The 24,292-nt window shown below is 48.1% G+C and carries 24 protein-coding genes; 15 read left to right on the forward strand and 9 right to left on the reverse strand.

The window, feature by feature from the left end:
- The first annotated feature begins 55 nt into the window (after window positions 1–55).
- Window positions 56–2,239: a winged helix-turn-helix domain-containing protein gene (locus V7P87_RS03475; RefSeq protein WP_333796184.1), complete on the forward strand. Its 2,184-nt coding sequence runs from the start codon at window positions 56–58 to the stop codon at window positions 2,237–2,239.
- 35 nt (window positions 2,240–2,274) lie between these two features.
- Here V7P87_RS03475 and hemL read toward each other — a convergent pair whose 3' ends face one another.
- From hemL to V7P87_RS03495, 4 genes are all read right to left on the reverse strand, one after another.
- Window positions 2,275–3,558, reverse strand: coding sequence for a glutamate-1-semialdehyde 2,1-aminomutase (gene hemL / locus V7P87_RS03480; RefSeq protein ID WP_333796185.1), 1,284 nt, complete (start codon window positions 3,556–3,558; stop codon window positions 2,275–2,277).
- A gap of 91 nt (window positions 3,559–3,649) precedes the next feature.
- Window positions 3,650–4,657 (reverse strand): aspartate carbamoyltransferase, encoded by a 1,008-nt coding sequence (locus tag V7P87_RS03485; RefSeq protein ID WP_333796186.1) that lies wholly within the window; start codon window positions 4,655–4,657, stop codon window positions 3,650–3,652.
- A gap of 94 nt (window positions 4,658–4,751) precedes the next feature.
- Window positions 4,752–5,183, reverse strand: a complete 432-nt coding sequence (locus tag V7P87_RS03490; RefSeq protein ID WP_333796187.1) for a CopD family protein — start codon at window positions 5,181–5,183, stop codon at window positions 4,752–4,754.
- An 11-nt stretch (window positions 5,184–5,194) separates the two neighbouring features.
- Window positions 5,195–6,901 carry a chloride channel protein gene (locus V7P87_RS03495; protein ID WP_333796188.1) on the reverse strand — a complete coding sequence of 569 codons (1,707 nt, stop codon included), beginning with the start codon at window positions 6,899–6,901 and terminating at the stop codon, window positions 5,195–5,197.
- Window positions 6,902–6,958: 57 nt separating this feature from the next.
- On the opposite strand from V7P87_RS03495, the gene V7P87_RS03500 reads away from it, so the two are divergent.
- The 3 genes from V7P87_RS03500 (at window position 6,959) to V7P87_RS03510 (ending at window position 8,747) form a co-directional block, all read left to right on the forward strand.
- Entirely contained in the window at window positions 6,959–7,693 is a 735-nt protein-coding gene (locus V7P87_RS03500; RefSeq protein WP_333796189.1) for a DUF6776 family protein, read from the forward strand.
- A 51-nt stretch (window positions 7,694–7,744) separates the two neighbouring features.
- Window positions 7,745–8,086: an iron-sulfur cluster insertion protein ErpA gene (gene erpA / locus V7P87_RS03505; RefSeq protein ID WP_333796190.1), complete on the forward strand. Its 342-nt coding sequence runs from the start codon at window positions 7,745–7,747 to the stop codon at window positions 8,084–8,086.
- Between the two features lie 415 nt (window positions 8,087–8,501).
- Window positions 8,502–8,747, forward strand: a complete 246-nt coding sequence (locus tag V7P87_RS03510) for a helix-turn-helix domain-containing protein (RefSeq protein WP_260656017.1) — start codon at window positions 8,502–8,504, stop codon at window positions 8,745–8,747.
- Between the two features lie 94 nt (window positions 8,748–8,841).
- Here the strand turns inward: V7P87_RS03510 and V7P87_RS03515 are convergent, their stop codons facing one another.
- From V7P87_RS03515 to V7P87_RS03535, 5 genes are all read right to left on the reverse strand, one after another.
- Window positions 8,842–10,188, reverse strand: a complete 1,347-nt coding sequence (locus V7P87_RS03515) for an AmpG family muropeptide MFS transporter (protein WP_333796191.1) — start codon at window positions 10,186–10,188, stop codon at window positions 8,842–8,844.
- A 171-nt stretch (window positions 10,189–10,359) separates the two neighbouring features.
- Window positions 10,360–10,680 carry a hypothetical protein gene (locus tag V7P87_RS03520; protein ID WP_333796192.1) on the reverse strand — a complete coding sequence of 107 codons (321 nt, stop codon included), beginning with the start codon at window positions 10,678–10,680 and terminating at the stop codon, window positions 10,360–10,362.
- A 142-nt stretch (window positions 10,681–10,822) separates the two neighbouring features.
- Window positions 10,823–11,407 carry a peptidylprolyl isomerase gene (locus V7P87_RS03525; RefSeq protein WP_333796193.1) on the reverse strand — a complete coding sequence of 195 codons (585 nt, stop codon included), beginning with the start codon at window positions 11,405–11,407 and terminating at the stop codon, window positions 10,823–10,825.
- A 2-nt stretch (window positions 11,408–11,409) separates the two neighbouring features.
- A complete protein-coding gene (locus V7P87_RS03530) occupies window positions 11,410–11,964 on the reverse strand; it encodes a YajG family lipoprotein (RefSeq protein ID WP_333796194.1) in 555 nt (184 codons plus the stop codon).
- Window positions 11,965–11,966: 2 nt separating this feature from the next.
- Window positions 11,967–13,100: a methyltransferase gene (locus V7P87_RS03535; RefSeq protein WP_333796195.1), complete on the reverse strand. Its 1,134-nt coding sequence runs from the start codon at window positions 13,098–13,100 to the stop codon at window positions 11,967–11,969.
- 111 nt (window positions 13,101–13,211) lie between these two features.
- Here V7P87_RS03535 and V7P87_RS03540 point away from each other — a divergent pair, with 111 nt between their 5' ends.
- The 11 genes from V7P87_RS03540 to V7P87_RS03590 all read left to right on the forward strand — a co-directional run bounded on the left by V7P87_RS03540 (window position 13,212) and on the right by V7P87_RS03590 (window position 24,258).
- Window positions 13,212–13,766 (forward strand): alpha-ketoglutarate-dependent dioxygenase AlkB family protein, encoded by a 555-nt coding sequence (locus V7P87_RS03540; RefSeq protein WP_333796196.1) that lies wholly within the window; start codon window positions 13,212–13,214, stop codon window positions 13,764–13,766.
- Window positions 13,767–13,890: 124 nt separating this feature from the next.
- On the forward strand, window positions 13,891–14,223 hold the full coding sequence (locus V7P87_RS03545) for a BolA family protein (RefSeq protein ID WP_260656024.1): 333 nt from the start codon (window positions 13,891–13,893) through the stop codon (window positions 14,221–14,223).
- Window positions 14,224–14,512: 289 nt separating this feature from the next.
- Entirely contained in the window at window positions 14,513–15,703 is a 1,191-nt protein-coding gene (fabV, locus tag V7P87_RS03550) for an enoyl-ACP reductase FabV (RefSeq protein WP_333796197.1), read from the forward strand.
- Window positions 15,704–16,059: 356 nt separating this feature from the next.
- Window positions 16,060–17,400: a Na(+)-translocating NADH-quinone reductase subunit A gene (locus V7P87_RS03555; protein WP_333796198.1), complete on the forward strand. Its 1,341-nt coding sequence runs from the start codon at window positions 16,060–16,062 to the stop codon at window positions 17,398–17,400.
- A gap of 1 nt (window position 17,401) precedes the next feature.
- Window positions 17,402–18,607 carry an NADH:ubiquinone reductase (Na(+)-transporting) subunit B gene (locus tag V7P87_RS03560; protein WP_333796199.1) on the forward strand — a complete coding sequence of 402 codons (1,206 nt, stop codon included), beginning with the start codon at window positions 17,402–17,404 and terminating at the stop codon, window positions 18,605–18,607.
- Window positions 18,600–19,388 (forward strand): Na(+)-translocating NADH-quinone reductase subunit C, encoded by a 789-nt coding sequence (locus tag V7P87_RS03565; protein ID WP_333796200.1) that lies wholly within the window; start codon window positions 18,600–18,602, stop codon window positions 19,386–19,388. Before V7P87_RS03560 ends, V7P87_RS03565 begins: the two co-directional genes overlap by 8 nt.
- Window positions 19,381–20,010 (forward strand): NADH:ubiquinone reductase (Na(+)-transporting) subunit D, encoded by a 630-nt coding sequence (locus tag V7P87_RS03570; protein WP_333796201.1) that lies wholly within the window; start codon window positions 19,381–19,383, stop codon window positions 20,008–20,010. Before V7P87_RS03565 ends, V7P87_RS03570 begins: the two co-directional genes overlap by 8 nt.
- 11 nt (window positions 20,011–20,021) lie before the next feature.
- On the forward strand, window positions 20,022–20,630 hold the full coding sequence (gene nqrE / locus V7P87_RS03575) for an NADH:ubiquinone reductase (Na(+)-transporting) subunit E (RefSeq protein WP_333796202.1): 609 nt from the start codon (window positions 20,022–20,024) through the stop codon (window positions 20,628–20,630).
- A 25-nt stretch (window positions 20,631–20,655) separates the two neighbouring features.
- Window positions 20,656–21,882 carry an NADH:ubiquinone reductase (Na(+)-transporting) subunit F gene (gene nqrF / locus V7P87_RS03580; protein ID WP_333796203.1) on the forward strand — a complete coding sequence of 409 codons (1,227 nt, stop codon included), beginning with the start codon at window positions 20,656–20,658 and terminating at the stop codon, window positions 21,880–21,882.
- Between the two features lie 216 nt (window positions 21,883–22,098).
- Window positions 22,099–22,311 carry a (Na+)-NQR maturation NqrM gene (gene nqrM, locus V7P87_RS03585; protein ID WP_260656032.1) on the forward strand — a complete coding sequence of 71 codons (213 nt, stop codon included), beginning with the start codon at window positions 22,099–22,101 and terminating at the stop codon, window positions 22,309–22,311.
- Between the two features lie 393 nt (window positions 22,312–22,704).
- The gene (locus tag V7P87_RS03590; protein WP_333796204.1) at window positions 22,705–24,258 is read left to right on the forward strand and encodes a M17 family metallopeptidase; all 1,554 of its coding nucleotides are present in this window, start codon (window positions 22,705–22,707) and stop codon (window positions 24,256–24,258) included.
- Window positions 24,259–24,292: the final 34 nt, after the last annotated feature.

Consider the following 24,292-nt stretch of genomic DNA (forward strand, 5'->3'; position numbering starts at 1 on the left):
AATATGCAGTCTTTGTTGTATACTCCCCCGCAGAATGTCTGCCGGGGAGGCTGCGGTGCCAATTGCCGAACCTTATCTTTGTTTTGCTAACTGGTGTTATGATCAAACCGCCGGGCGTCTGATCCTGAACGGTTTTCCTGAACAGCAGGTGCGGCTTGAGCCGAGGCTGCATCAGTTACTGAACTATTTCCTTGCTCATCAGATGCAGATCATTTCTAAAGATCAGCTGATGGATGATGTCTGGCCGGATACCGAAGGCACCGATGCTGCCGTGATGCGGGCTGTGGCCAGTTTACGCAAAATCCTGCAGCCTGGTCTCAGTGATGGTCCTTGTATTGAAACCTTGTCTAAAAGAGGTTACCGCTGGATCCTGCCGGTAGAACTGCAGCACCTGCGCGCAGAAGATGCGCCTGTTGTGGTTTTGCAGGCCGAGTTTCCTCAGGCGCCTCCCTTATTATGGCCCGAAGCCCGCATGCATCCGGAGCATGCTGAGCAGAGCTCAACTGAAGCAGCAAGTTCTTTGCCACCTCATGTCCCGCCAAAACGCTGGCCTTATTTAGTGGCAAGCACAGTGCTACTGCTGTGTTTGTTTATCGGCTTCACGCTGTTTTTAATTCATGCCGGCATGCAGGCACGTCAGGTGGTTTACAACAAGATGGTGAATTTTAGTGCACTCAAAGGGCAGGAGCGGGCCGCTTTATGGTCACCTCAGCAGCAATTGGTGTTTTACCAATATCAGGCGCCGGATCAGTCTGATTGGTATTGGTTGGCCCATCATGGCAAAAGCCATAAAAAAGTTGTGGCTGCGCAGGGCTTTAGCGCTATCGGCCGTGCCGTTTGGCTCAACGCCGATTTTTTTCTGTTTCAGGCTGAAAAAAATGGTCAGTGTCATTTTTATCGCCAGCATACTGATTTAGCAAAGTACCAGAGCGAAGCGCTGATGCCATGCCAGCAAGTGGTCAGTCATGGCCTGGCGCTGGACAGTGGGCGTTTATACTGGCTGGCGCAGGATACTGCAACAGGACAGGTGCAAATCTGGCAACAGTCACTAGCAGATTTGGGCACTGAAAAAGCGGCAGTGCTGTTATACCAGTTTGCGCCGCAGTACCGCAGGCCCAGACATTTATTGGCACAGGATGGTCAATTGTATCTGGTGGTTGAAAAAGACTTTTATTCAGACTCTTTGTTCCAGTTTGATTTGTCATTGCATTCAGTACGCTGGTTAAAAGATTTTGCTTTTGACATTACCGATCTCAGCCTGTGGCAGCAAAATACGTTGTTGTTAAGTTCGGCAGAAGCTTTATTGCAGTTCAGGTTGTCATCCGGCAAGGTGATCCGGTTGCAAACAGCACAAACCGGCTTTGTCGAAGCACAGCGTGTTGCTGAGCAGTTGCTTACCTCTTATACCACCGGTCATAACACCGATCTGGAGCTGTTGTCTGTGCCGCCACAAAATCAGATGCAGTCAGGCATAACTCAGCTTCCTTGGTTGCACAGCAGTAAAAATGAAACCAGGTTGGCAGCCACAGGCAAGCAAATTGCTTTTGTGTCGGAGCGCTCTGGCAACAGCCAGATCTGGTTGTATCAGCAACATTTGTTGCGGCAATTAACCCATTTTCATGGTCAGCGTCAGATCCAGCAGTTGTTGTGGTGGCAACAACAGTTGTATGCGCTGATTGATCTGCAACTGTATCAGGTGAATTTGTCGGACGGCAGCTTGCAGTTACAGGACATCAACAGGCCAGCACAATTGGCGGTCTGTGATGACCTGTTGTTTTTTACCCAATGGACCGAAAAAGGCTGGCAACTGTGGCAGCAGCAACCCAATGGCGACGCAGAAGCATTATTGTCGGATATAACCGCAGTGCAATGTGCACCTGCGGGGCACCTGGTCCTGCAGCAACTAGATTCTGACCAGTTACAGCTCTGGTCCAGAGCAGATGGTAAATTGCAAAGTCTGCCGGTCCGATTGAACTGGCGTGAGACTGCGCCTGAAACCTGGCTGAGTACCAGAGAGGGTCTGTATTGGTTAGTCAGGCAGCAGGGCAAAACCCGGTTATGGCAGATGGACTGGCCGAGCCAGACCGTGCGGCAGCTGGCTTTACCTGACTCTGTTACACCTGCGGCCTTATTTGCCGGCTTTGACGACAAAGTCTTGTATTATCAGTCAGAGCAGAACATTCAGACCGATATCGGCTGGTTAAACCCTTCGGAGCCGACAAAAAAGCCGTCACAATGACGGCTTTTTTTGCAAAGCGCCAGTTTTGCCGTGGTTTACAGCTTGGCAAAAGCGCGATCAGCTGCGGCAATAGTCGCGGCTAAGTCGGCGTCGCTGTGCGCCAGGCTTAAAAAGCCGGCTTCATAAGCAGAAGGTGCCAGATACACCCCTTCAGCTAACATCAGGTGGAAAAACTTCTTAAAAGCTTCAATGTCACATTGGGTCGCTTCGGCGTAGCTGCTGATATTTTGTTTTTCGGTGAAAAACAAACCAAACATACCACCCACCTGATTTACTGAAAACGGCACCTGGTGTTTAGCGGCCGCTGCGGTTAAACCGGCGAGTAATTGCGAAGTTTTAGCGGTTAAAGTTTCATAAACACCGGCTTTGCTGATTTCTTTTAAGGCCGCTAAACCTGCTGCCATAGCAATAGGGTTGCCCGACAAAGTACCGGCCTGATACACAGGACCAAGCGGTGCTATATGGTGCATAATTTCTTTTTTGCCACCAAAAGCCCCCACCGGCATACCACCACCGATAATTTTGCCCAGTGTCGTTAAATCGGGTTTCACGCCGTAATAAGCCTGAGCCCCACCTAAGGCAACACGAAAGCCAGTCATCACTTCGTCAAAAATCAGCACAGCGCCATATTGGTCACATAAATCGCGCAACCCCTGCAGATAACCAGGTTTTGGCGGGATACAATTCATATTGCCGGCAACTGGTTCCACAATAACACAGGCGATATCAGCGCCTTTTTCGGCAAATAACGCACTGAGTTGTTCCAGGTTATTAAATTCGCAGGTCAGGGTATATTTGGCAAAATCAGCAGGCACACCAGGGGAATTGGGCACCCCTAAAGTTAAAGCGCCTGAGCCGGCTTTCACCAGTAAAGAGTCGGCATGGCCGTGGTAACAACCTTCAAACTTCACAATAGTGTCGCGGCCGGTATAACCACGCGCCAGGCGAATTGCGCTCATGGTGGCTTCTGTGCCTGAACTCACCATCCGTACCATTTCCATCGAAGGTACTAAGGATGTCACTAATTCCGCCATTTCGATTTCGGCTGGACAAGGTGCCCCAAAACTTAAGCCTTTTTCAACGGCCTGAATCACAGCTTCACGGATGGCAGGGTGGTTGTGGCCCAGCAACATCGGGCCCCAGGAGCCGATATAGTCGATATATTGTTTGCCATCCACATCATAAATATAAGCACCGTCAGCACGGTCGATAAAGACCGGGGTACCACCCACATGTTTAAAAGCACGGACCGGTGAATTGACACCACCTGGTATGGTTTGTTGGGCGCGGCTAAAAAGTTGTTCAGATAAAGTCGTCATTAGAAAAATTCCTGAAGGCAAAAGCGCAGCAGCTGCTGCGCGTTAAAATGGTTAGCCCTGCAATTTGATTCAGTTCAATTTGATGCGCTGCTTAGCCTTTGTTGGAGTACCAGGGCACATCCCTTTCGTATTTGCTGACCAGGTTCTCAACACCCAAAGTTAACGCAAATAGCGCCATCCGCACCAGCACACCGTTGTCGGCCTGACGGAAAATCGCCAGATTCGGGTTTAAATTCAGATCGTTATCCAGCTCATTTGCTTCAAGGCGCGAATCCCGCGGCAGCGGGTGCATAATGACCGTATTGGATTTGCAGTGCTGGGTATAAATCTGCTGATTTAACCTGAACTTACCACGGTATTTATTGGCTTCTTCCTGTGATGGGAAACGTTCTTCCTGAATACGGGTCTGGTACACAATATCGGCATTAATATTGCCGGCAAGCTGGTCGGTAATAGTCACCTGATGACCGGCATTTTCAATAGTGGCAATAATGTCATCCGGCATCGCCAGCTCGTTTGGTGCAATCAGGGTAAATTTGATGTTTTTATATAAAGCCAGCAGTTTGGATAAAGAATGTACGGTGCGGCCGAATTTTAAATCACCAATCATGGCAATGTGCATACCATCAATTTTTTGCGCTGAAGCGGCCAGCTCACGTTCTATGGTAAATAAATCCAATAAGGCCTGAGTTGGGTGTTCGTTGGCACCGTCACCACCGTTTAACACCGGCACCCTGCTGCCTTCGGCAAACTCAGCCACAGAACCTGCCTGCGGGTGGCGCATCGCTATCACGTCGCTGTAGCTGCTGATCACCCGGGCGGTGTCAAACAAAGATTCACCTTTAGATAACGCTGACGACTGCATGCCTGTGGTTTCGCGGACTTCTCCGCCCAAGAGGTTAAAGGCACAACCAAAGCTAACCCGGGTGCGGGTGCTGGGTTCAAAAAACAGGTTTCCCAGAATGGCGCCGTCCAGCACTGTGGTGCGCTTTTTACGGTAAGCATAAGGTTCCATGCTTTGTGCAATCTGGAAAATATGTTGGATACTGTCGCGATCGAATTGTTTCACCGAAAGGATATGTTCGCCTTTGAAGCTCATCTTGGGTGCCTATTGCTTGGAGTGACAGAAAGCGGCCACTGGCCGCTGAACTGGCGCGCAGTATAACAAAGTCAGGCGCTAAACACGAAGGCCATCAAACAGGTTTCATCACTGCCAATAAAATAATGGCAAACATCACCAGCACCGGTAATTCATTAAAAATGCGGTAAAAACGCGGGCTTTTTTGATTACGGTTGTGTTTAAAGTCGGATAGCAACTTAAAACAATAACCATGATAAGCGTACAAAAACATGACCAGCACCAGTTTGTAATGCAACCAGCTGCTTGCTTTAAACCAGGCGCCGCCATAGCTGTGAATCAACAGCAATCCAAACAGCAGCGTCAGTACCGCAAAAGGGGTGACAAAATACAACAGCCGCCTTTCCATCACTTTAAAAATGGCATCAACATCAACCGATTGATTGCCGGCGTGGTAGACAAACAAACGGGGCAGATAAAAAATACCGGCAAACCAGGCCACCATAAAACCTATATGCAAACCTTTGTACAGCATTAATAACGACATTGTTGATCCTGTTACAGTAAGTTGTTTTGCCGCATCAATAAGCTACGGACCTGTTCCCACAGCACTAAACCAAGGGGCTGATGGGCGTCTTCATCATCATAAATCAGCACTGCACCTTCACGCTGATCCCCCAGTTCAGCAAACACTTCCGCCATAGTGGCCTGATGACTGAGCGCCGCCACAGGTAAAAACTTCAGTGAGCTTTCGCCTGTCATCGACATAGAGACATCATAACTGGCCAGCTCATAATGTTGATCCACGGCATAACTGCGTTTGATCAGCAGCGGTTGTTGCACCGGCATACAATCCAGTGCCTGAATGACCTGCGCATCTGTTGGATTTTCCAGTACCTGATAATCCTGCTGCAACATGGCAAGCACCCCGACTTTTTGCAACACATCGTCAGCCGGCGCTAATTTATAGGGCAGCTGCATAAAATCCAGTTGCTGCAGGAATATGGATTTAGTCTGGAAAAACTGCACTGCAGTGACATAAGAGGCGGTGATCACCAGCATAGCGGGCACCGCAAGTTCAGGGTTAGCGGCAAGCTCGGTCACAGCCATTAAAGCTGCCAGCGGCGCGTGCAACGTGGCCGCCATCATACCCGCCATGCCAAGCACGGCATAAGTGCCAGCGACCGAATGATCGCCCATCAGCAGGCCTGGCAAAAATGCCAATAAGGTGCCCATCACAATACCAATACCAAACACCGGGCCAACAATACCACCTGGGACACCAAGTCCCAGGGCGGCAACGGTCAGAATAATTTTGGCGAGGAAAATGGCAAATAGCAGCGTCAGCTCAGCAGGCGCTGTCACCGCATAATGAATAGCACCGGTTTCAGCGCCCAAAGCTTGCGGCACCAGATAACCAATACCAGCGGTTACAAAAGCCGCCAGACCCAGACGCAACGCCAGATGCCAGCTTTTAAAAATGGTCATGGTTTTCATCAGACTTTTATTAAAAAAAGTGGCGACCACGCCCATAGCTATACCACAGAGTGCCAGATAAGGCAGATGCCAGTTACTTAATGAAATCATGGTGATAGAAGCGAGATCATTGCCTTCGCCAAACACAGCTCGGGTGGCCAGGGCGCCTGCCATCGAGGCCAGCATAATGGGCACAAACACATGAATACGATATTCACGCAGCACCACTTCCATCACAAAAATAACAGCAGCCAATGGCGTGTTAAAAGATGCGGAAATGCCGGCGGCTATACCACAACCGGCCAGAATACGGATGCTGTTATAAGGCAAACGCAGATAAGAGCCCAGGGTACTGGCACCAAAAGCGCCCAAATGCACCGATGGGCCTTCACGCCCAACCGAAAAACCGGCAGACAGTGCCGTGATACCGCCGACAAACTGATGCAACGTGTTTTTCAGTGGCATCATGCCGTATTTCACTTTAATGCGGTGGATGACAAAAGGGATGCCAAGCCGGTAATGGCGTAAACCTATCAGCAAACCGAGCAGGCTGATAAGCACTGCTGCAATAAAAGGCAACATCAGTCTTTCCAGTGCCGGTAACGAGGTAAAGTCGTCGCTGTGCTCAAGGTAAAACGCCTGAATGCCCATAATAGCCAACCGGAACAAAATGATCAGTGCAGCAGCGATCAGACCGCCGGCCAGGCCAAGCAGACATAACTGGAGTGAGGTGACGGGCAAGGCTAGCCGCCGCCTAAGCGGTGGGAGCCATAAACGCCAGGATTTCATGTTAAAGTACCGGCAATAACAACATTAAATGACAAACATAACACTTTGAGTGCTTCGATGAAACTTCAACGATTCACCTTATGGCTGGTACGGCACCGCCAGACGCTGTCGCTAGTAACAGCCACTGCTGTTGTTGCGGCGCTGGCCGGCTGGCAACTGGGCAATCTGAGCCTGGTGCAGCAGCAGCGTCAGCAAAGCGAACAGCTTTTGTTGTTGCAGCAGCAGTTGCAACAAAAAGAGCAGGCACTGGCACAACAGCTGAAACAAACGGATTATCTGACCGCCGAGCTGGCAGTGGAGCGCAACACTATTCAGTTACAGCAACAGGACTTAAAAGCTGAACAACAAAAGTTGTTTGATACCCGCAAAGAGTTAGCGTTTTATCAGAAAATTATTTCGCCTGATTTACAGGCCAACAGCTTAATTATTGAAAGTTTCAGTTTGACCAAAGGTGGTGCTGTTGGGAGTTATAAGTTTAATCTGGTACTGATAGAGCAGGATAAACAGAAAAACTTTGCCAAAGGACAGATCAGTCTGACTTTGCATGGCAGCAAACAAGGTAAAAAAACCAGTGTCGACTTATTAAAACTGGCTGGTTTTGCCAAGGCTGACCGGCGTTTTAGCTTTAAACATTTTCAGATTTTTGAAGGGGAGTTTGTATTGCCAGCCGCATTTAGTGCCGAACAGGTTGAAGTCACGGTCAGCGTGCCGGCCAGTCGTGGCCTGAAGGCGGCCAAGGTCAGCAAAACCTTGTTATGGCACGAAGCGCTGCCCGGTGAAATACTTGAATAAATTAGTCAGGTATTAGATAATTTGCGCCCATTTTCCAGCTGAGGTTAAGCAATGTCTGAAGTTCAGGTTCCGATTCAGTTTACGGATGCGGCCGCCAATAAAGTGCTTACGCTCATTACGGATGAAGAAAATCCGGAGTTAAAACTGCGTGTTTATGTGACTGGCGGCGGTTGTTCGGGTTTTCAATACGGTTTTACCTTTGACGAAAAGGTGAATGACGGTGACTTAACCGTTGAGAAAAACGGTGTAGTGATGGTGGTTGACCCTATGAGCCTGCAATATCTGATGGGTGGCACTGTCGATTATACCGAAGGTTTACAAGGCAGCCGTTTTATCGTGCAAAACCCTAATGCAACCACCACTTGTGGTTGTGGTTCCAGCTTCTCAGTTTGATCCGCTGTTTGACCAGTTCTGACCAAGCTCAGAACTGGTCTGTTCTGTCTGTTTTTTCCGCATTTATTTTTTTGTACCGATGGTTCAATAATTTTTTCTGCGCTAATATGGCGCCGATTTTATAACACCAATTTCACAGTTGTGTGTTATTTGTCTTTTGCTTATTTGCTGTTTGTATAGCATTTTGCAACACGCTGCGTAAAGCTTGCATATTTCTTGTTTTATATCAGTTAGATAAACCTCGAGGTTGTCGACAGCTACAAATTTTAACGTCTGTAACTGTACGCTCGTCGCATCCTATGGTTTAATTAACTGATATTTATTGCTTATTGGGACACCAATAAGGTTTGGATTTTGATTTGGCAGGAAGTGTTTGACATAAAAAAAGCGATTAACGCTGGGAGAAGAAAACGTTATGAAAGGTACTAAAAGCGTCATTTCTGACGAGAACAAAAGACTGTGTTTATGGTTAAAGCGGCAAAGGCAGGATAAAGGCCACACCATGCGTAGTCTGTCTGAAGTATTGGGTACCCCACATTCATTTATTGGAAAAGTTGAAAACCAGGAGCGTCGCCTGGATGTGGTGGAGTTTGTCCGGTATTGTCAGGCATTGGAAGTAGACCCAGCGGACGGATTAAAACAGGTGTTGAGTCAGGCATAAGACTCAGCAGCAGACACAAAAAAGCCGCAAAATTTGCGGCTTTTTTGTGTCTGAAGCACAGCATTAGAGCTTGCTTAGCAGCGGCTTTGGCATTTTATTCAGGAAGAGCCCGGCGTTTTTTCAGTTGCCGCACTATGGCAAACAACAACAATAACCCCGGTATCACCATCAGCGACGTAATAATAAAAAACAAACTCCAGTTGCCATCTAACATATCCACCATGCTACCGCCGAGGGACGCGACAGTGGTGCGGCCAAAATTACCAATGGACGCCAGCAGCGCATATTGGCTGGCTGAAAAAGCCACACCGGTAAAACTGGTCAGGAAGGCGACAAAAGCCACAATGGAAAAAGCGGTGGTAAAGTTATCCAGTAAAATGGTCCACAGCAGCAGATTTTCGTCCGGCCCCACTTCGGCTATCCAGGCAAACATCAGGTTGCTGGCTGCCATGGTCAGACCGCCCAACACCAAACCCTTGATCACCCCAAAACGCACATTTAATAAACTGCCCAGCAGCGTAAATATCAAGGTGGCACCCCAGCCAATCAACTTGGAATATTCGGCAATTTGTTCATTGCTAAAACCTACTTCGCGGTAAAACTGGATCGACATACGGCCTAAAAAGGCTTCGCCAAGTTTAAACACAAACACAAAGCTGATCAGTAGCAGCGCCAGTGTCATACCGTTACGGCGGAAAAACTCGGCAAAAGGCTCCACTACTGTCACTGTTAACCACAGTAGTGCAGGGTGTTGTAATGAGTGCTGGTAACGCAGAGCCGCTTTTTGTTGCAGCAAGTCCCTGTTGCTGATTGGCTCTTTGACCATCAGCGTCAGAGCAGCCAAGACTAACCACATTAGCGCCATACCCAGATAAACCGCAGGCCAACCCCAGCTGTCGGCATAATGAAAAGCAAAATAACCAGGCAGAGAATACCCAGTCCACCAGCCCATCACGCCCATAGCGGCAGCTGCCGGCAGTTTTCTTTCATTTTGGCCAATAATATCAATACGATAACCATCAATGGCTACATCCTGAGTGGCAGCTGCAATCGCAATCAATAACGCCAGTAAGGACGTCCATAACAAACTAAAACCCGGATTGGTAAAAGCGATGGCAAAAGTGGCCAGCATAATCAGTAGCTGCATGCTGACAACCCAGCTACGGCGTTGCCCAAGAGTCCGGTGAAAGTAGGGGAGATGCAGCCGGTCAACCAGTGGAGCCCATAAAAAGTTAAGCGCAAAAACCGCAGTGACAGAACCAAAATAACCAATAGCAGCACGGGATAAATTGGCATCTTTAAGCCAACCACTCATGGCGGAACCAATCAGTACCCAGGGGAAACCGGACGAACAACCGAGCAGGAAAATATAAAATAACCGGATGTCGCGGTATTGTTGCAAAGCAACCCGAAAACCGGTTGAGGTAACAGCGTCAGACATGCAGGGTTTTCTCCGGTGTGATGCCAGGCATCTCAGATGTAATGCAGGCAGCACCTTAGCAAAGAGACTGGTTAGAAGAAAGTGGTAAAAGGCACGAGCAGTTAGAAAAAGTAGTCAGAGATAGCGGCGCTGGCAGGCGTCAGCTAGCGCTGAAGAGGGCACTGAGCCGGATTAAGGTCTGATCCCAACACAATATTGCGGCAGCCTGGTTTTACCCCTTAAGTAGCCCAGACAATTTTGCAGCTGACGACGTAAAATGCGATCATGGCGCAGTTCCTGTTCTGACCAGAACTCTAGTTGATACAACACATGCCAGAACACCTGTTCACGGAAAGTCGCCGGAATATTCTGACTGATTTTCAGCTGCGCCCATTCTTCCAGGGTATCCCAGACAAATAAATGTAATTCCCGGTGTGGCAACTGGCCGCGAAAAAACCGTGAGACAAAATAAATCAATTGTTGTGATTTATTGTCAATAAAGGACTGTAACATGATGTTTGCCCTGATACCGGCGACACAAGTCGCTGAGGTTAACTTCACTGTTAACGACAAGTCTCTGACAGCAGACTCAATGATCCGGCGCCCTATTAGCATTTGCTAAATAAGGGCACCGTTACGGCAAGTATAGCGGGCTTTATTGGGCTGGCAGTAAAATTACCCTGTTTAATACCAGTGGTTTTTTCGGCACATTTTCCCAGCCTAAGGTTTCGTTGTAGCCAGTTTCCAGGGCCTTAATCTTATCAAAGACTTCTGTGCCTTCAACCACAGAACCAAAGACGGCATAACCCCAGTTTTTCCCCGGATCCAAACTTGGATTGTCATTTAAATTAAAGAAAAACTGACTGGTGCCACTGTGTGGATCGGTTTGTCTTGCCATAGAAATAGTGTACAGACGGTTTTTCAGACCATTGCCGGACTCATTAAAGATCGGTTTTAAGTTTTTGATCGGTTTTAAATCCCTGTCATAACCGCCGCCCTGCAGTACAAACTCAGGCTCAAGGCGGTGAAACAAAGTGCCGTCGTAGGCTTTTTTTTCAACATAACTTAAAAAGTTATTGACCGTCAGCGGCGCTTTGCTGCGGTCCAGTTCCACCACAATATGACCGGCCGAAGTTTCAAAACGGACACGCGGGAACAGATTGTCTTTTTGTAAAAACTCACCGGCCGCCTGAGCGGCACTACTGACAACCAATAACACAGCAAGCAGCGATTTCCACATGGTTAGTTCCTCAGAAATTCCTGCCAGCTCGGGTCACGCAGCAAATTGCCAAGTACCTGTTCAGTTAATACCCGAAGTTCACGCTCTGCCACTGCAGTGTCTAATTTAAAAGGACCGGAAAAGCTGCTTTTGCCACTGTAGCTTTTATTAAAAGAACCAGATTCACGCTCAATCAGCACTGTCAGTTCCACATTGTTTTTCACAATGTGCTCTACAGTCCGCAGTTCGGCATTGGCTTCAAGCTGGTTGATCTGAATTGTCACCACCACAGGTTCTGCACCTGACACCCGTGCACCTTGTTTGCTCAGTGCATCTGTCAGTACGTCCTGCAGCTGCTGTGGCAGATTATTGCTGGTTGGATATGAATTTACTTTATCACCGTCGCGCATGATCAGCGTGCCGTTGCTTGGTCTGTTGTCCTGAACATTCAGGCTAAAAGCAACGCCATTAAGCTGGTTGCTCTGATTCCAGAACACCTGTGGCGCCACGATAAAGGACGGAACCGGATTGCTACAGGCTGTCAGGGCCAGCATTGACGCTAAAACTAAAAAACGCATGTTCATTTCCTTTTAATGGCTTCAAGAATGGTAAATTTTGCATTACTGGCTACATGAATACAACCGCCAAACAAACGGGCGAGTTTTTCGCTGTAGGCCAGATGGCGGTTGGCGACAATACGCAGTCTGCCGTCTTTTTTCAGTACACGCCGTGCGTCGGTAAACATTTGCCAGGCAATATGGTCGGTCACCGCATTTTGCTGATGAAAAGGCGGGTTGCAGATAATCATATCGGCTGAGTTATCAGCCTGGCGGCTTAAACAGTCATCCACCACAAAGTCAGCCTGGCCAAGTAAATCCGGCCTGTTCGAAGCAAGGGTCAACCGGGCAGAGTCCACCGCCATATAAGATTCGTCGGTGAAGGTCAGATTCAACTCTGGTTGCTGCTGCAGCAGGGCAAGGCCAAGCACACCGTTACCACAACCAAGATCAATTGCATGCTGGCCTGCAGCACAAAGCGGCAAGTGCTGCAGTAAAAAGCGTGCACCTATATCCAGCTGTTCGCGTGAGAACACATTGGCATGGTTGACCAGTTGAAAACCATCGGCTTGCCATAACAGCGGAAACTGTGGTGCGGCAGGGGAGGGTAGCATGCTGTCTATCTGGCTGGTAATGAGCCGGCATTTTTTGACCGTCAGCGACGCTGTGGTTGGCCCCAGTTCCTGCTGAAAAATGGCCAGCAGATTTGGTGTGATGTCTTTGGCTTTGGCACTGGCAAAAATTTGAGTATCTGCTGTGAGCTGTTGTTTGAGTTGTCTGAGCTGATAACGCAGAAAACTGTGATTATTAGGGATTTTTAGCAAAACCACACTGGCTTTTGGCAATGGCTCCAGGCTGCTGATCTGCGAGATTTGTGTCAGATCCAGCTGGTTTTGTGCAAAGTTGTGGGCTGTGGCCAGTTGTGAAATATAAGAATCCGAACTTTGCACCGGTGCGTATTGTGCTAAAGCACAGGCCAAAGTGCCAAACTGGTCGTTGAGCAGTAACAGCTGTTGTGGTGAGTCGAGCAGCGGTAACACAGTGTTCAGTAACAACTCGTCAGCTGCGTCCCATGCCTGTAAACTACGGTTTTTCTGCCCGGGTGGATAACGGTCCAGCAACAGGTTCAGGCCAGCGATTTGGCATAGATTGGTCATAACATCACAACAGTCAGCAAAAAGGGGGCTATTTTGCCAGACTTGCTCCAGAGCGACAACCAAGCAGCAGTGAAGCGCCAAGCCCAGCGGTTTCTGCTGCCAGAAGCCGAATTGTGGTTATGGAAACAATGGCTGCCCGCGCAGAAGTCGCAGCATTACCTGAGCCGGCTGCAACAGGAATTAGACTGGCAACAGCCGCAGTTGTGGTTATTTGGCAAAGCAGTGTTGATCCCAAGGTTACAGGTTTGGATGGGTGAGCCCCATTGTTGTTACCGTTATTCTGGCGTGACTTTTCAGCCGCAGCCCTGGCATCCGTTGGTGTGGCAACTCACACAGTGGGTGAACCGGCAACTGAACCGGCAATTTAATGCGGTGTTATTAAATTTGTACCGTCAGGGCGAAGAACATATGGGCTGGCACAGTGACGATGAACCTGAGCTTGGTGATGCACCTGATATTGCGTCCTTAAGTCTGGGGCAGGGCAGACGCTTTGATTTAAAACATAAAACCGAGGGTCATCAGCTCAGTCTGCTGCTTGAAGATGGTGATTTATTGTTGATGGCAGCCCCTTGTCAGCAGTTCTGGCAACACAGGGTACCTAAACAAAAACAGGCAGATTCAGTCCGGCTCAACTTAACTTTTCGTTATATCAAATCGGCGCCATAGACGGCCTTAACGCGCTTTGGCAAGTGAAAATAAATATCTTTTTTTGCGTGCAAACAGCTGCTGACAAGCGACAGCGCGCCAACTAGAGTACAGATTAAGCAGACAACCTGAAGGAACGACAGCAATGTTAATTCATACCTCAATAGAGCAGAAATTGTTAAGCGCCTTCGATCCGGTCTTTTTGGATGTGATTGATGAAAGCCATATGCACAGTGTGGCGCCGGGGGCTGAGTCCCATTTTAAAGTTGTGATAGTGACACCGGCTTTTGACGGTATGCGTTTATTGGCGCGTCACAGAGCGGTCAACGCCGTGGTGGCTGAAGAGCTGGCGGAAAAAATTCATGCCCTGGCCTTGCACACCTACACGCCTGCAGAATGGTACGAATATTACGCGGAAAAACCACCGGCCTCGCCAAAATGTTTTGGTGGCTCCAAACGCGAAAAGGCCGAGCTGTGAGAGGGGGTCTAACCTTTTGTGGTTGGACACAAAGCTAAAGCATTAATGTAGCCGTTTGGCTCCCGCCCCAGCTAAATCAGTCAAATCTATAAAAAGCGCTGCGGCGCTTTTTTGTTATTGCTGCTGCATTTGTTCTTTTACCGCTATAGTCCTGCTTTTTAGCCATCAGGACTGCCAGAACTATTCAGGGTTACTGCTTTTTCGCTGCAGTTCAATGCTGATCAGACCTGTTTGTCGTGTTAAAGTTTTACACTAACGGCAATTTTCACCAACTACAGGTTCTGCTCTTATGGTTATTCAACCAAAAATTCGTGGATTTATTTGCACCAATGCTCACCCGGTGGGCTGTGCTGAGCATGTGCAGGAACAAATTGATTACGTTAAAAAACACGGTGCTGTGGCCAACGGCCCGAAGAATGTTTTAGTGATTGGCGCGTCAACAGGTTATGGCCTGGCTTCAAGGATCACTGCTGCATTTGGCTCAGGTGCCAAGACCTTAGGTATTTTTTTCGAAAAAGAAGCCTCTGAAGGTAAAACCGGTTCTGCCGGTTGGTACAACACGGCCGCTTTTGAAAAAGCAGCCAATGCCGCTGGTTTATGGAATAAACATTTAAACGGTGATGCTTTTACCGATGAAATGAAATCCAAAGCTATCGATATTATCCAAAGCGAAATGGGTAAAATTGATCTGGTGGTCTACAGCTTGGCGGCTCCACGTCGCAAAGACCCTGTTACCGGCGAAATTTACAGTTCGGTGTTAAAACCTATTGGTCAGGCGTATACCGCAAAAAACCTGAACACCAGCAAACGTGAGATTGAAGAAGTCTCAGTTGAACCTGCCAATGACGAAGAAATTTTTAACACTGTCAAAGTGATGGGCGGTGAAGATTGGGAACGTTGGCTGGATCAGCTGCATGCCGCTGGCGTACTGGCAGAAAACTGCCAGACTGTTGCATACACCTATATTGGTAAAGAGTTAACCTGGCCTATTTATGGCAAAGCCACCATTGGCCGTGCCAAAGAAGATTTGGACCGTGCCGCAGCTGCCATTACCAACAAGCTGGCAGCGCAAAAAGGTCATGCTTATGTAGCGTCGTTAAAAGCGCTGGTGACTCAGGCCAGTTCTGCAATTCCTATTATGCCGCTGTATATTTCCCTGTTATACCGTGTGATGAAAGAAGAAGGCACACACGAAGGTTGTATTGAACAAATTTACGGTTTGTTCCAAAGCTGCCTGTATAACCCGGCGCGTCAGCTCGATGAAGCTGGTCGTCTGCGTATGGATGGCAAAGAATTATCTGCACATATTCAGGCAAAAGTGGCTGAGTTGTGGGGCCAGGTACAGACTGACAACATTGATGAATTAACTGACTATAAAGGTTATCATCAGGAATTCTTACGCTTATTCGGCTTTGGTTACAGCCACGTCGATTACGATGCGGATGTTTCACCAATGGTGACCTTGGCTAATTTAGCTTAAGATAACAAGGCCGCCACTTTGGCGGCTTTTGTTTGCGCAAGTGGGTAAAAAGAATAACAACATCAACTGGCGACTTCACAGCAAGATCAGGATAAATACAGTGAACTCTTGGATCATCCGGCTTTATCAGGCAAAGGATCGAAACTTGACTACACTTGGCTGCAGCTGTCCAAAGTGCGACAGAATTTTGTTATTTATCATAGCTGGCCTGTGGGTTTAATGCTAAAATCCGCCGCTATGTACGTGTATCTGGTGAAATCAGGTTGAATCTCAGCCCAATTTCGCCAGGTGCGCTGCCAGGCGAGCAGCTGAAAAACCAGGCCCTGTTTCTTCCCGTTAAAGTAGTGCAAGTACGTATGATTAAAATCAAAAAAGGATTGGACATTCCCCTTTCGGGCAGTCCTAAACAAGTGATTCATGACGGTCCTGCTGTCAAATCGGTCGCTGTACTGGGTGAAGAGTATGTCGGTATGCGTCCAACCATGCTGGTTGAGGTTGGCGATAAAGTAAAAAAAGGTCAGGGTCTTTTTGAAGACAAAAAAAATCCTGGCGTTAAATTTACTGCCGCCATTTCCGGTACCGTTACTCACATCAACCGTGGTGCTAAACGTGTGCTGCAATCTGTGGTTATCGAAGCAGATGGTAGCAACGAAGCTGTTGAGTTTACTGCGTTTTCAGCAGATAAACTTGCCGGTTTAGATGCAGCAACAGTGAAAAAACAATTACTGGATTCAGGTTTATGGACTGCGTTCCGCACTCGTCCGTTCAGCCAGATCCCGGCAATTGACAGCACTCCTCGTGCTATTTTTGTCACTGCAATGGATACCAATCCACTGGCGGCAGATCCTGTAGTTGTGATTAACACTGCAGCAGAAGCTTTCCAGCATGGTTTAACTGTGTTAACTCAACTTTCTGATGCCAAAGTCTTTTTATGTAAGGCTGCCGGTGCACAAATCAGTGCTCCAGCCAAGGTTCAGGTAGAAGAGTTTGCCGGCCCGCATCCTGCCGGTTTACCAGGCACTCATATTCACTTCCTTGAGCCGGTGTCGATGACCAAAATTGTTTGGCACATCAACTATCAGGACGTGATTGCCATTGGTAAATTGTTTACCACAGGTCAGCTCGATACCAGCCGTGTGATTTCCCTGGCCGGTCCTGTTGTGAAAAATCCACGTTTAATCAAAACCGTACTTGGTGCTGCGACTGCTGACTTGACCAACGGTGAGCTAGCTGAAGGCCAACACCGTATCATTTCAGGTTCGGTGTTAGCAGGTAAAGTGGCGACTGGTGTTCACGCTTACCTTGGCCGTTTCCACAACCAGCTGTCTGTGCTGGCTGAAGGTTACGAAAAAGAGTTTTTAGGCTGGATCGCACCAGGTGCACAGAAGTTTTCTGTGACACGTGCTTACTTATCGCATTTGTCGCCTAAGCGCCTGTTCAACATGACAACCACGACCAACGGTTCAGACCGTGCCATGGTGCCGATCGGCAACTATGAGCGCGTGATGCCTCTGGATATTTTGCCAACTTTGTTGTTGCGCGATTTGCTGGTAGGCGACACCGATGGTGCAATTTCCTTAGGTTGTTTGGAACTGGATGAAGAAGACTTAGCGTTATGTACCTTTGTCTGCCCTGGTAAATATGACTACGGTGTGGCACTGCGTAATGCTCTGACGACCATCCAGAAGGAAGGCTAAGATGAGTTTAAAGCATTATTTAGAAAGTATTGAGCCGAACTTTGAAAAGGGCGGTAAGTATGAAAAGTGGTATGCCTTGTATGAAGCTGTAGCCACTATTCTGTATACACCGGGTAAGGTGACAAAGTCTGCCACTCATGTGCGGGATAGCATCGACCTGAAACGGATCATGATTTTTGTCTGGTTAATGTTATTCCCGGCCATGTTCTTTGGCATGTTTAACATTGGTCACCAGGCAGCTTCCGTGTTGTCTGCAACTGTCACTCTGCCGGACACCTGGCAGGTTGCGTTGTTCCATATGCTGGGTGGTGAGTTAACCGCTGAATCCGGCTGGGGCAGCAAAATGTGGTACGGTGCCTGCTGGTTCCTGCCTATTTATGCAACAGTCTTTGTGGTTGGTGGTTTCTGGGAAGTGTTGTTTGCTTCTATCCGTAAGCACGAAATTAACGAAGGTTTCTTCGTTTCTTCTATTTTGTTTGCACTGATCCTGCCTGCAACTATTCCACTGTGGCAAGCCGCTTTAGGTATTACCTTTGGTATCGTCATCGCCAAAGAAGTGTTTGGCGGCACAGGCCGTAACTTCTTAAACCCCGCTTTAGCGGGCCGTGCTTTCCTGTTTTTTGCATACCCTGCACAAATTTCAGGGGACAAAGTATGGACTGTGGCTGACGGTTATGCCGGTGCAACCTGGTTGTCAAAAGCTGCCAATGGTGAAGTGACGGATTGGTCTATCAACCAGCAATGGTGGGATGCTTTCTACGGTTTTATCCCTGGTTCTATCGGTGAAACTTCTACTCTGGCGCTGATGATTGGCGGTCTGGCACTGATTTATTTCCGTATTGCCTCATGGCGTATTGTTGCCGGCGTGATGGTGGGTACAGTGTTCTTTGCCACTATGTTTAACCTGATTGGTTCAGACACCAATGCTATGTTTGCTATGCCTTGGTACTGGCATGTGGTGTTGGGTGGTTTTGCCATCGGTATGTTCTTTATGGCAACAGATCCGGTATCTGCCTCTTTTACCGATTCAGGTAAATGGGCTTACGGCATTTTAATTGGTTTTATGGTTGTGATGATTCGTGTGGTGAACCCTGCATATCCGGAAGGCATGATGCTGGCGATTCTGTTCGCTAACCTGTTCGCACCATTGTTTGATTTTATGGTTGCACAAGGCAACATCAAGCGGAGGCTGGCACGTAATGTCTAATAATAACGAAAGCATCGGCAAAACCTTTGGTGTTGTCATTGGCTTATGTTTAGTTTGTGCGATTATTGTTGCCACAGCTGCTGTTCAGTTACGCCCTAAGCAAGTTGAAAACAAACTGGTGGATGCGCAGAAGAACATTCTGGTTGCCACTGGTCTTCTGACTGGCGATGACGTGAAAACATTGTTTGCCAAGCATGTCAAAGAACGTTTAGTGGACCTGGATACCGGCGAATTTGTGGACCAGGACCCAACTAAATATGACTACCGTAAGGCAATGAAAGACACTGCACTCAGTGATGCACTGGCGGCAGCGGATGACAAAGCTTCAATTAAACGCCGTGCAAAAGTAGCACCTGTGTATTTTGCCTATAACGACGGTATTGAATCTGGCAAGTTATCTGCGATCGTACTGCCGGTGCATGGTTATGGGCTCTGGTCAACCATGCATGCGTTTTTAGCATTGGATGTAGATGGCACCACCATCAAAGGTGTGAACTTCTACGAACATGCTGAAACCCCGGGTTTAGGTGGCGAAGTTCAGAATCCAAAATGGGTTGCACAGTTTGTTGGTAAGAAAATTACCGATGATGCCGGCAATCCAGCCATCAAGGTACTCAAACCAGGTAACGCAGCACCGGATTCAGTGACTGATGTTGATGGTTTATCAGGTGCCACATTAACCAGCAATGGTGTTGCCAATACGTTTGAATTCTGGACTGGTGCAAAAGGCTTTGCCCCATTCCTGGCTAAGGTTCGTCAAGGAGCATTAAACAATGGCTAGTGCTAAAGAAATTAAAACCGCGCTCTTTGGTCCGGTATTTGCCAACAACCCTATCGCCTTACAGGTGCTGGGTATTTGTTCTGCATTGGCTGTGACCACCAAAATGGATAAAGCTTTGGTAATGTGCATAGCGCTGACATTTGTAACAGCCTTCTCTAACTTCTTTATCTCTTTGATTCGCAACCATATTCCTTCAAGCGTACGGATCATTGTGCAAATGACCATTATCGCTTCACTGGTTATCGTGGTTGACCAAATCCTGAAGGCTTATGCCTATAACGTGGCAAAAGAACTGTCGGTATTTGTGGGTCTGATTATCACAAACTGTATTGTCATGGGGCGTGCTGAAGCTTTTGCAATGAAAAGCAAGCCAATGATTAGCTTTATTGATGGTATCGGCAACGGTCTTGGTTACAGTGTGTTGCTGTTGATTGTGGCTTTTTTCCGTGAACTGTTCGGTTCAGGCACCTTGTTTGGTGTTGAAATTTTGCCTCTGATCAGTGCTGGCGGCTGGTATCAGCCAATGGGTCTGTTGTTAATGCCACCAAGTGCGTTTTTTATCATCGGTTTGTTGATTTGGGCGCTGCGGATGTACCGTCCTGAGCAACAAGAGAAACACTAAGGAGTCATGACATGGAACATTATTTAAGTTTGTTTGTCCGTGCCGTGTTTATTGATAACTTAGCGTTATCGTTTTTCCTCGGTATGTGTACTTTTATTGCAATTTCCAAGCAGATCAAAACTGCTTTCAGTTTAGGTATTGCGGTCACTGTGGTATTGGGTCTGGCTGTGCCGGTCAATAACATTGTGTTCCATAAGTTCCTGGCACCTGGTGCTTTAACCTGGTTGGGTTTCCCTGACACGGATTTAAGCTTCCTTGGTTTTATCTCCTTTATCGGTGTAATTGCAGGTTTAGTGCAGGTTCTGGAAATGTTCCTGGATAAATATGTGCCGGCTTTATACAACGCATTAGGGATTTTCCTGCCGTTAATCACAGTAAACTGCGCCATTTTTGGTGGTGTTGCTTTTATGGTTGAACGTGATTACAACCTGACTGAGAGTGTAGTTTTTGGTTTAGGTAGTGGTATTGGTTGGACGCTGGCGATTACTTTGCTGGCTGCGGTCAGTGAAAAGCTGAAATACGCAGATATGCCGGCAGGTGTCCGTGGTTTAGGTTCTCGCTTTATCATGGTTGGTTTAATGGGATTGGGCTTTATGTCCTTCTCTGGTGTTCAACTGTAAGCGTCGGATGTAAAAGGAAAAAGCAATGCAAGAGATTTATCTTGGCGTTGGGATGTTTACCCTGCTGGTTGTTGCGCTGGTTGTCATGATTCTGGCTGCCAAGGCAAAGCTGGTATCTTCAGGTGAAATCACCATTAATATCAACGGTGACCCAAGCAAAGCAATTAAAACCGGTGCCGGCGGCAAGCTGCTTGGTGCTTTAGCTGATAAAGGTATTTTCTTATCTTCAGCTTGTGGTGGTGGTGGTTCTTGTGGCCAATGCCGTGTGCATGTGCACTCGGGTGGTGGTGATGTTCTGCCGGTAGAAATGGGTCACCTGACGAAAGGTGAACGCCGTGAAGGTTGTCGTTTGGCTTGTCAGGTGGCTGTGAAAACAGACATGGACATTGAAGTTGAACCGGAAATTTTTGGTATCAAAAAGTGGGCTTGTACTGTTATTTCTAACGACAACAAAGCCACTTTTATCAAAGAGCTGAAGTTACAGATCCCAGATGGTGAGTCTGTACCTTTCCGTGCTGGTGGTTATATTCAGATTGAAGCACCGGCTCACCACGTGAAATATGCCGATTTTGATATTCCGGCAGAATACCGTGGTGATTGGGAACGCTTTAAGTTCTTCACTTTAGAGTCAAAAGTAGACGAAGAAACCATTCGTGCTTATTCAATGGCTAACTATCCGGAAGAAGAAGGCATCATCATGTTAAACGTGCGGATCGCAACTCCGCCGCCAAACAACCTGACGCTGCCATGCGGTAAAATGTCTTCTTATATCTGGAGCCTGAAGGCCGGTGATAAAGTGACGATTTCTGGTCCATTTGGTGAATTCTTTGCCAAAGATACAGATGCAGAAATGGTCTTTATCGGCGGTGGTGCCGGTATGGCGCCAATGCGTTCACACATTTTTGACCAGCTGCGCCGGTTAAAATCAAAACGCAAAATCAGCTTCTGGTATGGTGCCCGCTCAAAACGCGAAATGTTCTATGTTGAAGATTTTGATATGTTGCAGGCGGAAAACGAGAATTTCCAGTGGCACGTTGCTTTGTCTGATCCACAACCGGAAGACAACTGGACAGGTTACACCGGCTTTATCCACAACGTCATTTATGAAAACTACCTGAAAAATCACAAGGCTCCGGAAGACTGTGAATTTTATATGTGTGGTCCACCAATGATGAACAAAGCCGTTATCAATATGCTGAAAGATTTAGGCGTAGAAGATGACAACATCCTGCTGGATGACTTTGGTGGTTAATCACTGAAGACAAAAAAGCCAACCGTCAGGTTGGCTTTTTTTTGCCTGTGAGTCAGCGCTAAAGTGGCCAGACTGCGCGCTGTAGCTGTGATGTCGTGATCGGTATCTTCAGGAACAGTGGTAAATTGAGTTGGGGTTCGACTCAGAAAATTGTTACAATGGCGCCCTTGATTACGCCAGCGCATCGGGCTTGGCATGGTGCTGTGAGAGGTTGTGATGGAAGTTTTTATCCTTACTTTTGTGGTTATGCTGGTGGTATTTGCAGCTATGGCAATTGGTTATATGGTGCAACGTAAAACTATTGCTGGTAGTTGTGGTGGTTTAGGTGCCCTTGGCATCGAAAAGGCCTGTGACTGTGATACGCCTTGTGAAAAACGGCAGGAGCGGATGCGCAAAGAAAAAGAGTGGCAGGATAATAAAATTATCTAAGTCAAAAAAGGCCGTTATTTGTACCGGCCTTTATGTTTTTGTGTCCTGCAGCGACAAAATCCGGACTTGCGCGTCAGCACTGATAGCCCGAACATTGGTTAGCTGTGTTTTTGCTGGCAAAAAACACAGTTTCGATTTGATCAAGCCAAAAGCCATTTTGAACCCTCAGCTTAAACCATTCACCTGTGGCTGCGTCTTGATAACCACAATCTCTGACACACAGTACCTTTGGGTGTGATGAACTGAACTCACGAAAGTTTGCCCGGATACAGGCTTGGACAACACAGCTGGTTTTGTAGCGAAGTGCTGACACTGTGAAAAAGAGTCATGTTGTGCCTTCTTGTACTGTGACTTGCACTGCCGGATAATGCCGGAACTTTCAGCAGAAGGATAATGAAAACAATGGCTTTACCTATTCCTTATGCGGTAACTGCGGTTGCTGCAGCTTTATCGGCCGCCGATGCCGATGCATTTATTATTGTGGCCACTGATGCCGCTGCAGTACCGGATACTGCGCTGAGTCAATTTATTCAGCAGGCGGCACTGATTGACCAACGTGTTGGCAAAGAAACGCTGTTATTGCATTGTGCGCTGGTGCCGGGGCAAAAACTGATTATCGCACCAACAGGCCCACTGAATCGCGATTTTGATGACGTGCGCTGTTTTGCTGATGTTGCCAAGCAGGCGGCTCAGCTTGCCAAATCAGCAGGTGCCCGCCAGCCTGTGGTCTGGGTGCAGCTGCCGGCAGGTGAGACTTATGCCAAAGCCACTGAAGTGGTCTATCTGGCTATGGCGCAGGCCCTGTGGCAGCCACTGGAAGGGCGTGAAGCGCTGGGTGAGGCAAAAGTTGAACCAGTTAGCCGTATTGGCCTGGTTGGTATTACTGTGCAGGAAGCTGAATATTTACATGCGGTGGAAGCTGGTCGTCGTCTGGCCCGCGACTTATGCGGTACAGAGCCTGAGCGGATGGCACCAAGACGTTTTGCCGACTATTGCGTGCAGGCCTTTGACGGCAGCGCAGTGCAGGTACAGGTAGAAACTGACATTGATAAGCTGTTAGCCGACTATCCGTTATTAATGGCGGTTGCCCGTAGCTCCTTGCAGGTAGACAGACACAAGCCTGCGGTGATCCGGCTGGAGTATTGTGGAGAAGGTGATATCACCGAAACTTTATTGTTTGCCGGTAAAGGTCTGGTCTACGACACAGGCGGAGCAGACTTAAAAATTAACGGTGGTATGGCCGGTATGAGCCGCGATAAAGGCGGTGCTGCTGCTGTTGCCGGTTTTATGCAGACTATTGCGCTGCTAAAACCAAAAGGAATTCGTGTTATTGCCGAAATTGGCGCCGTGCGTAACAGCATTGGCTCTGACGCTTTTGTACCTGATGAAATTATTAAAAGCCACGCCGGGGTGCGGGTTCGGATTGGCAATACCGACGCCGAAGGCCGGCTGGTATTGGCGGATCTGATGTCGCATTTAAGAGAAGATGCGGCTAAGTGTGTGAATCCGACCTTGTTTTCAGTGGCCACTTTAACAGGTCATGCTGCCCGCGCTGTTGGGCCTTATACGGCGCTGGTGGAAAACGGTGCTGCATTGTCGCGTCAACTGTCCGCCTCGCTGGCCAAGGCCGGTGATATCTGGGGGGATCCGAGCGAAGTATCACGCAGCCGCCGTGAAGATTTTCACTTTATTAAAGCCCGTAGCTGCGCCGATGATGTGCTAAGTTGCAATAATGCACCATCTTCAGTGACAGCACGTGGCCACCAGTTCCCAATGGCATTTCTGGTGGTGGCAGCTGGTTTGGATCAGGCATCAGCGCAGCATGCAACACCGCTGCCTTATGTGCATATTGATATTGCCGGTAGTGGCGTTGATGGCGGCGACTGGCAGCATGGTAAACCTTCGGCTGCACCTGTAGTGGCACTGGCAGCACATTACCTGCGTTAATTCCCTCCTTTCATAGCGGCTTGTCTGTAAAACA

Origin of the sequence: Rheinheimera sp. (assembly GCF_036782235.1) — a bacterium.
Taxonomy (GTDB): domain Bacteria; phylum Pseudomonadota; class Gammaproteobacteria; order Enterobacterales; family Alteromonadaceae; genus Pararheinheimera.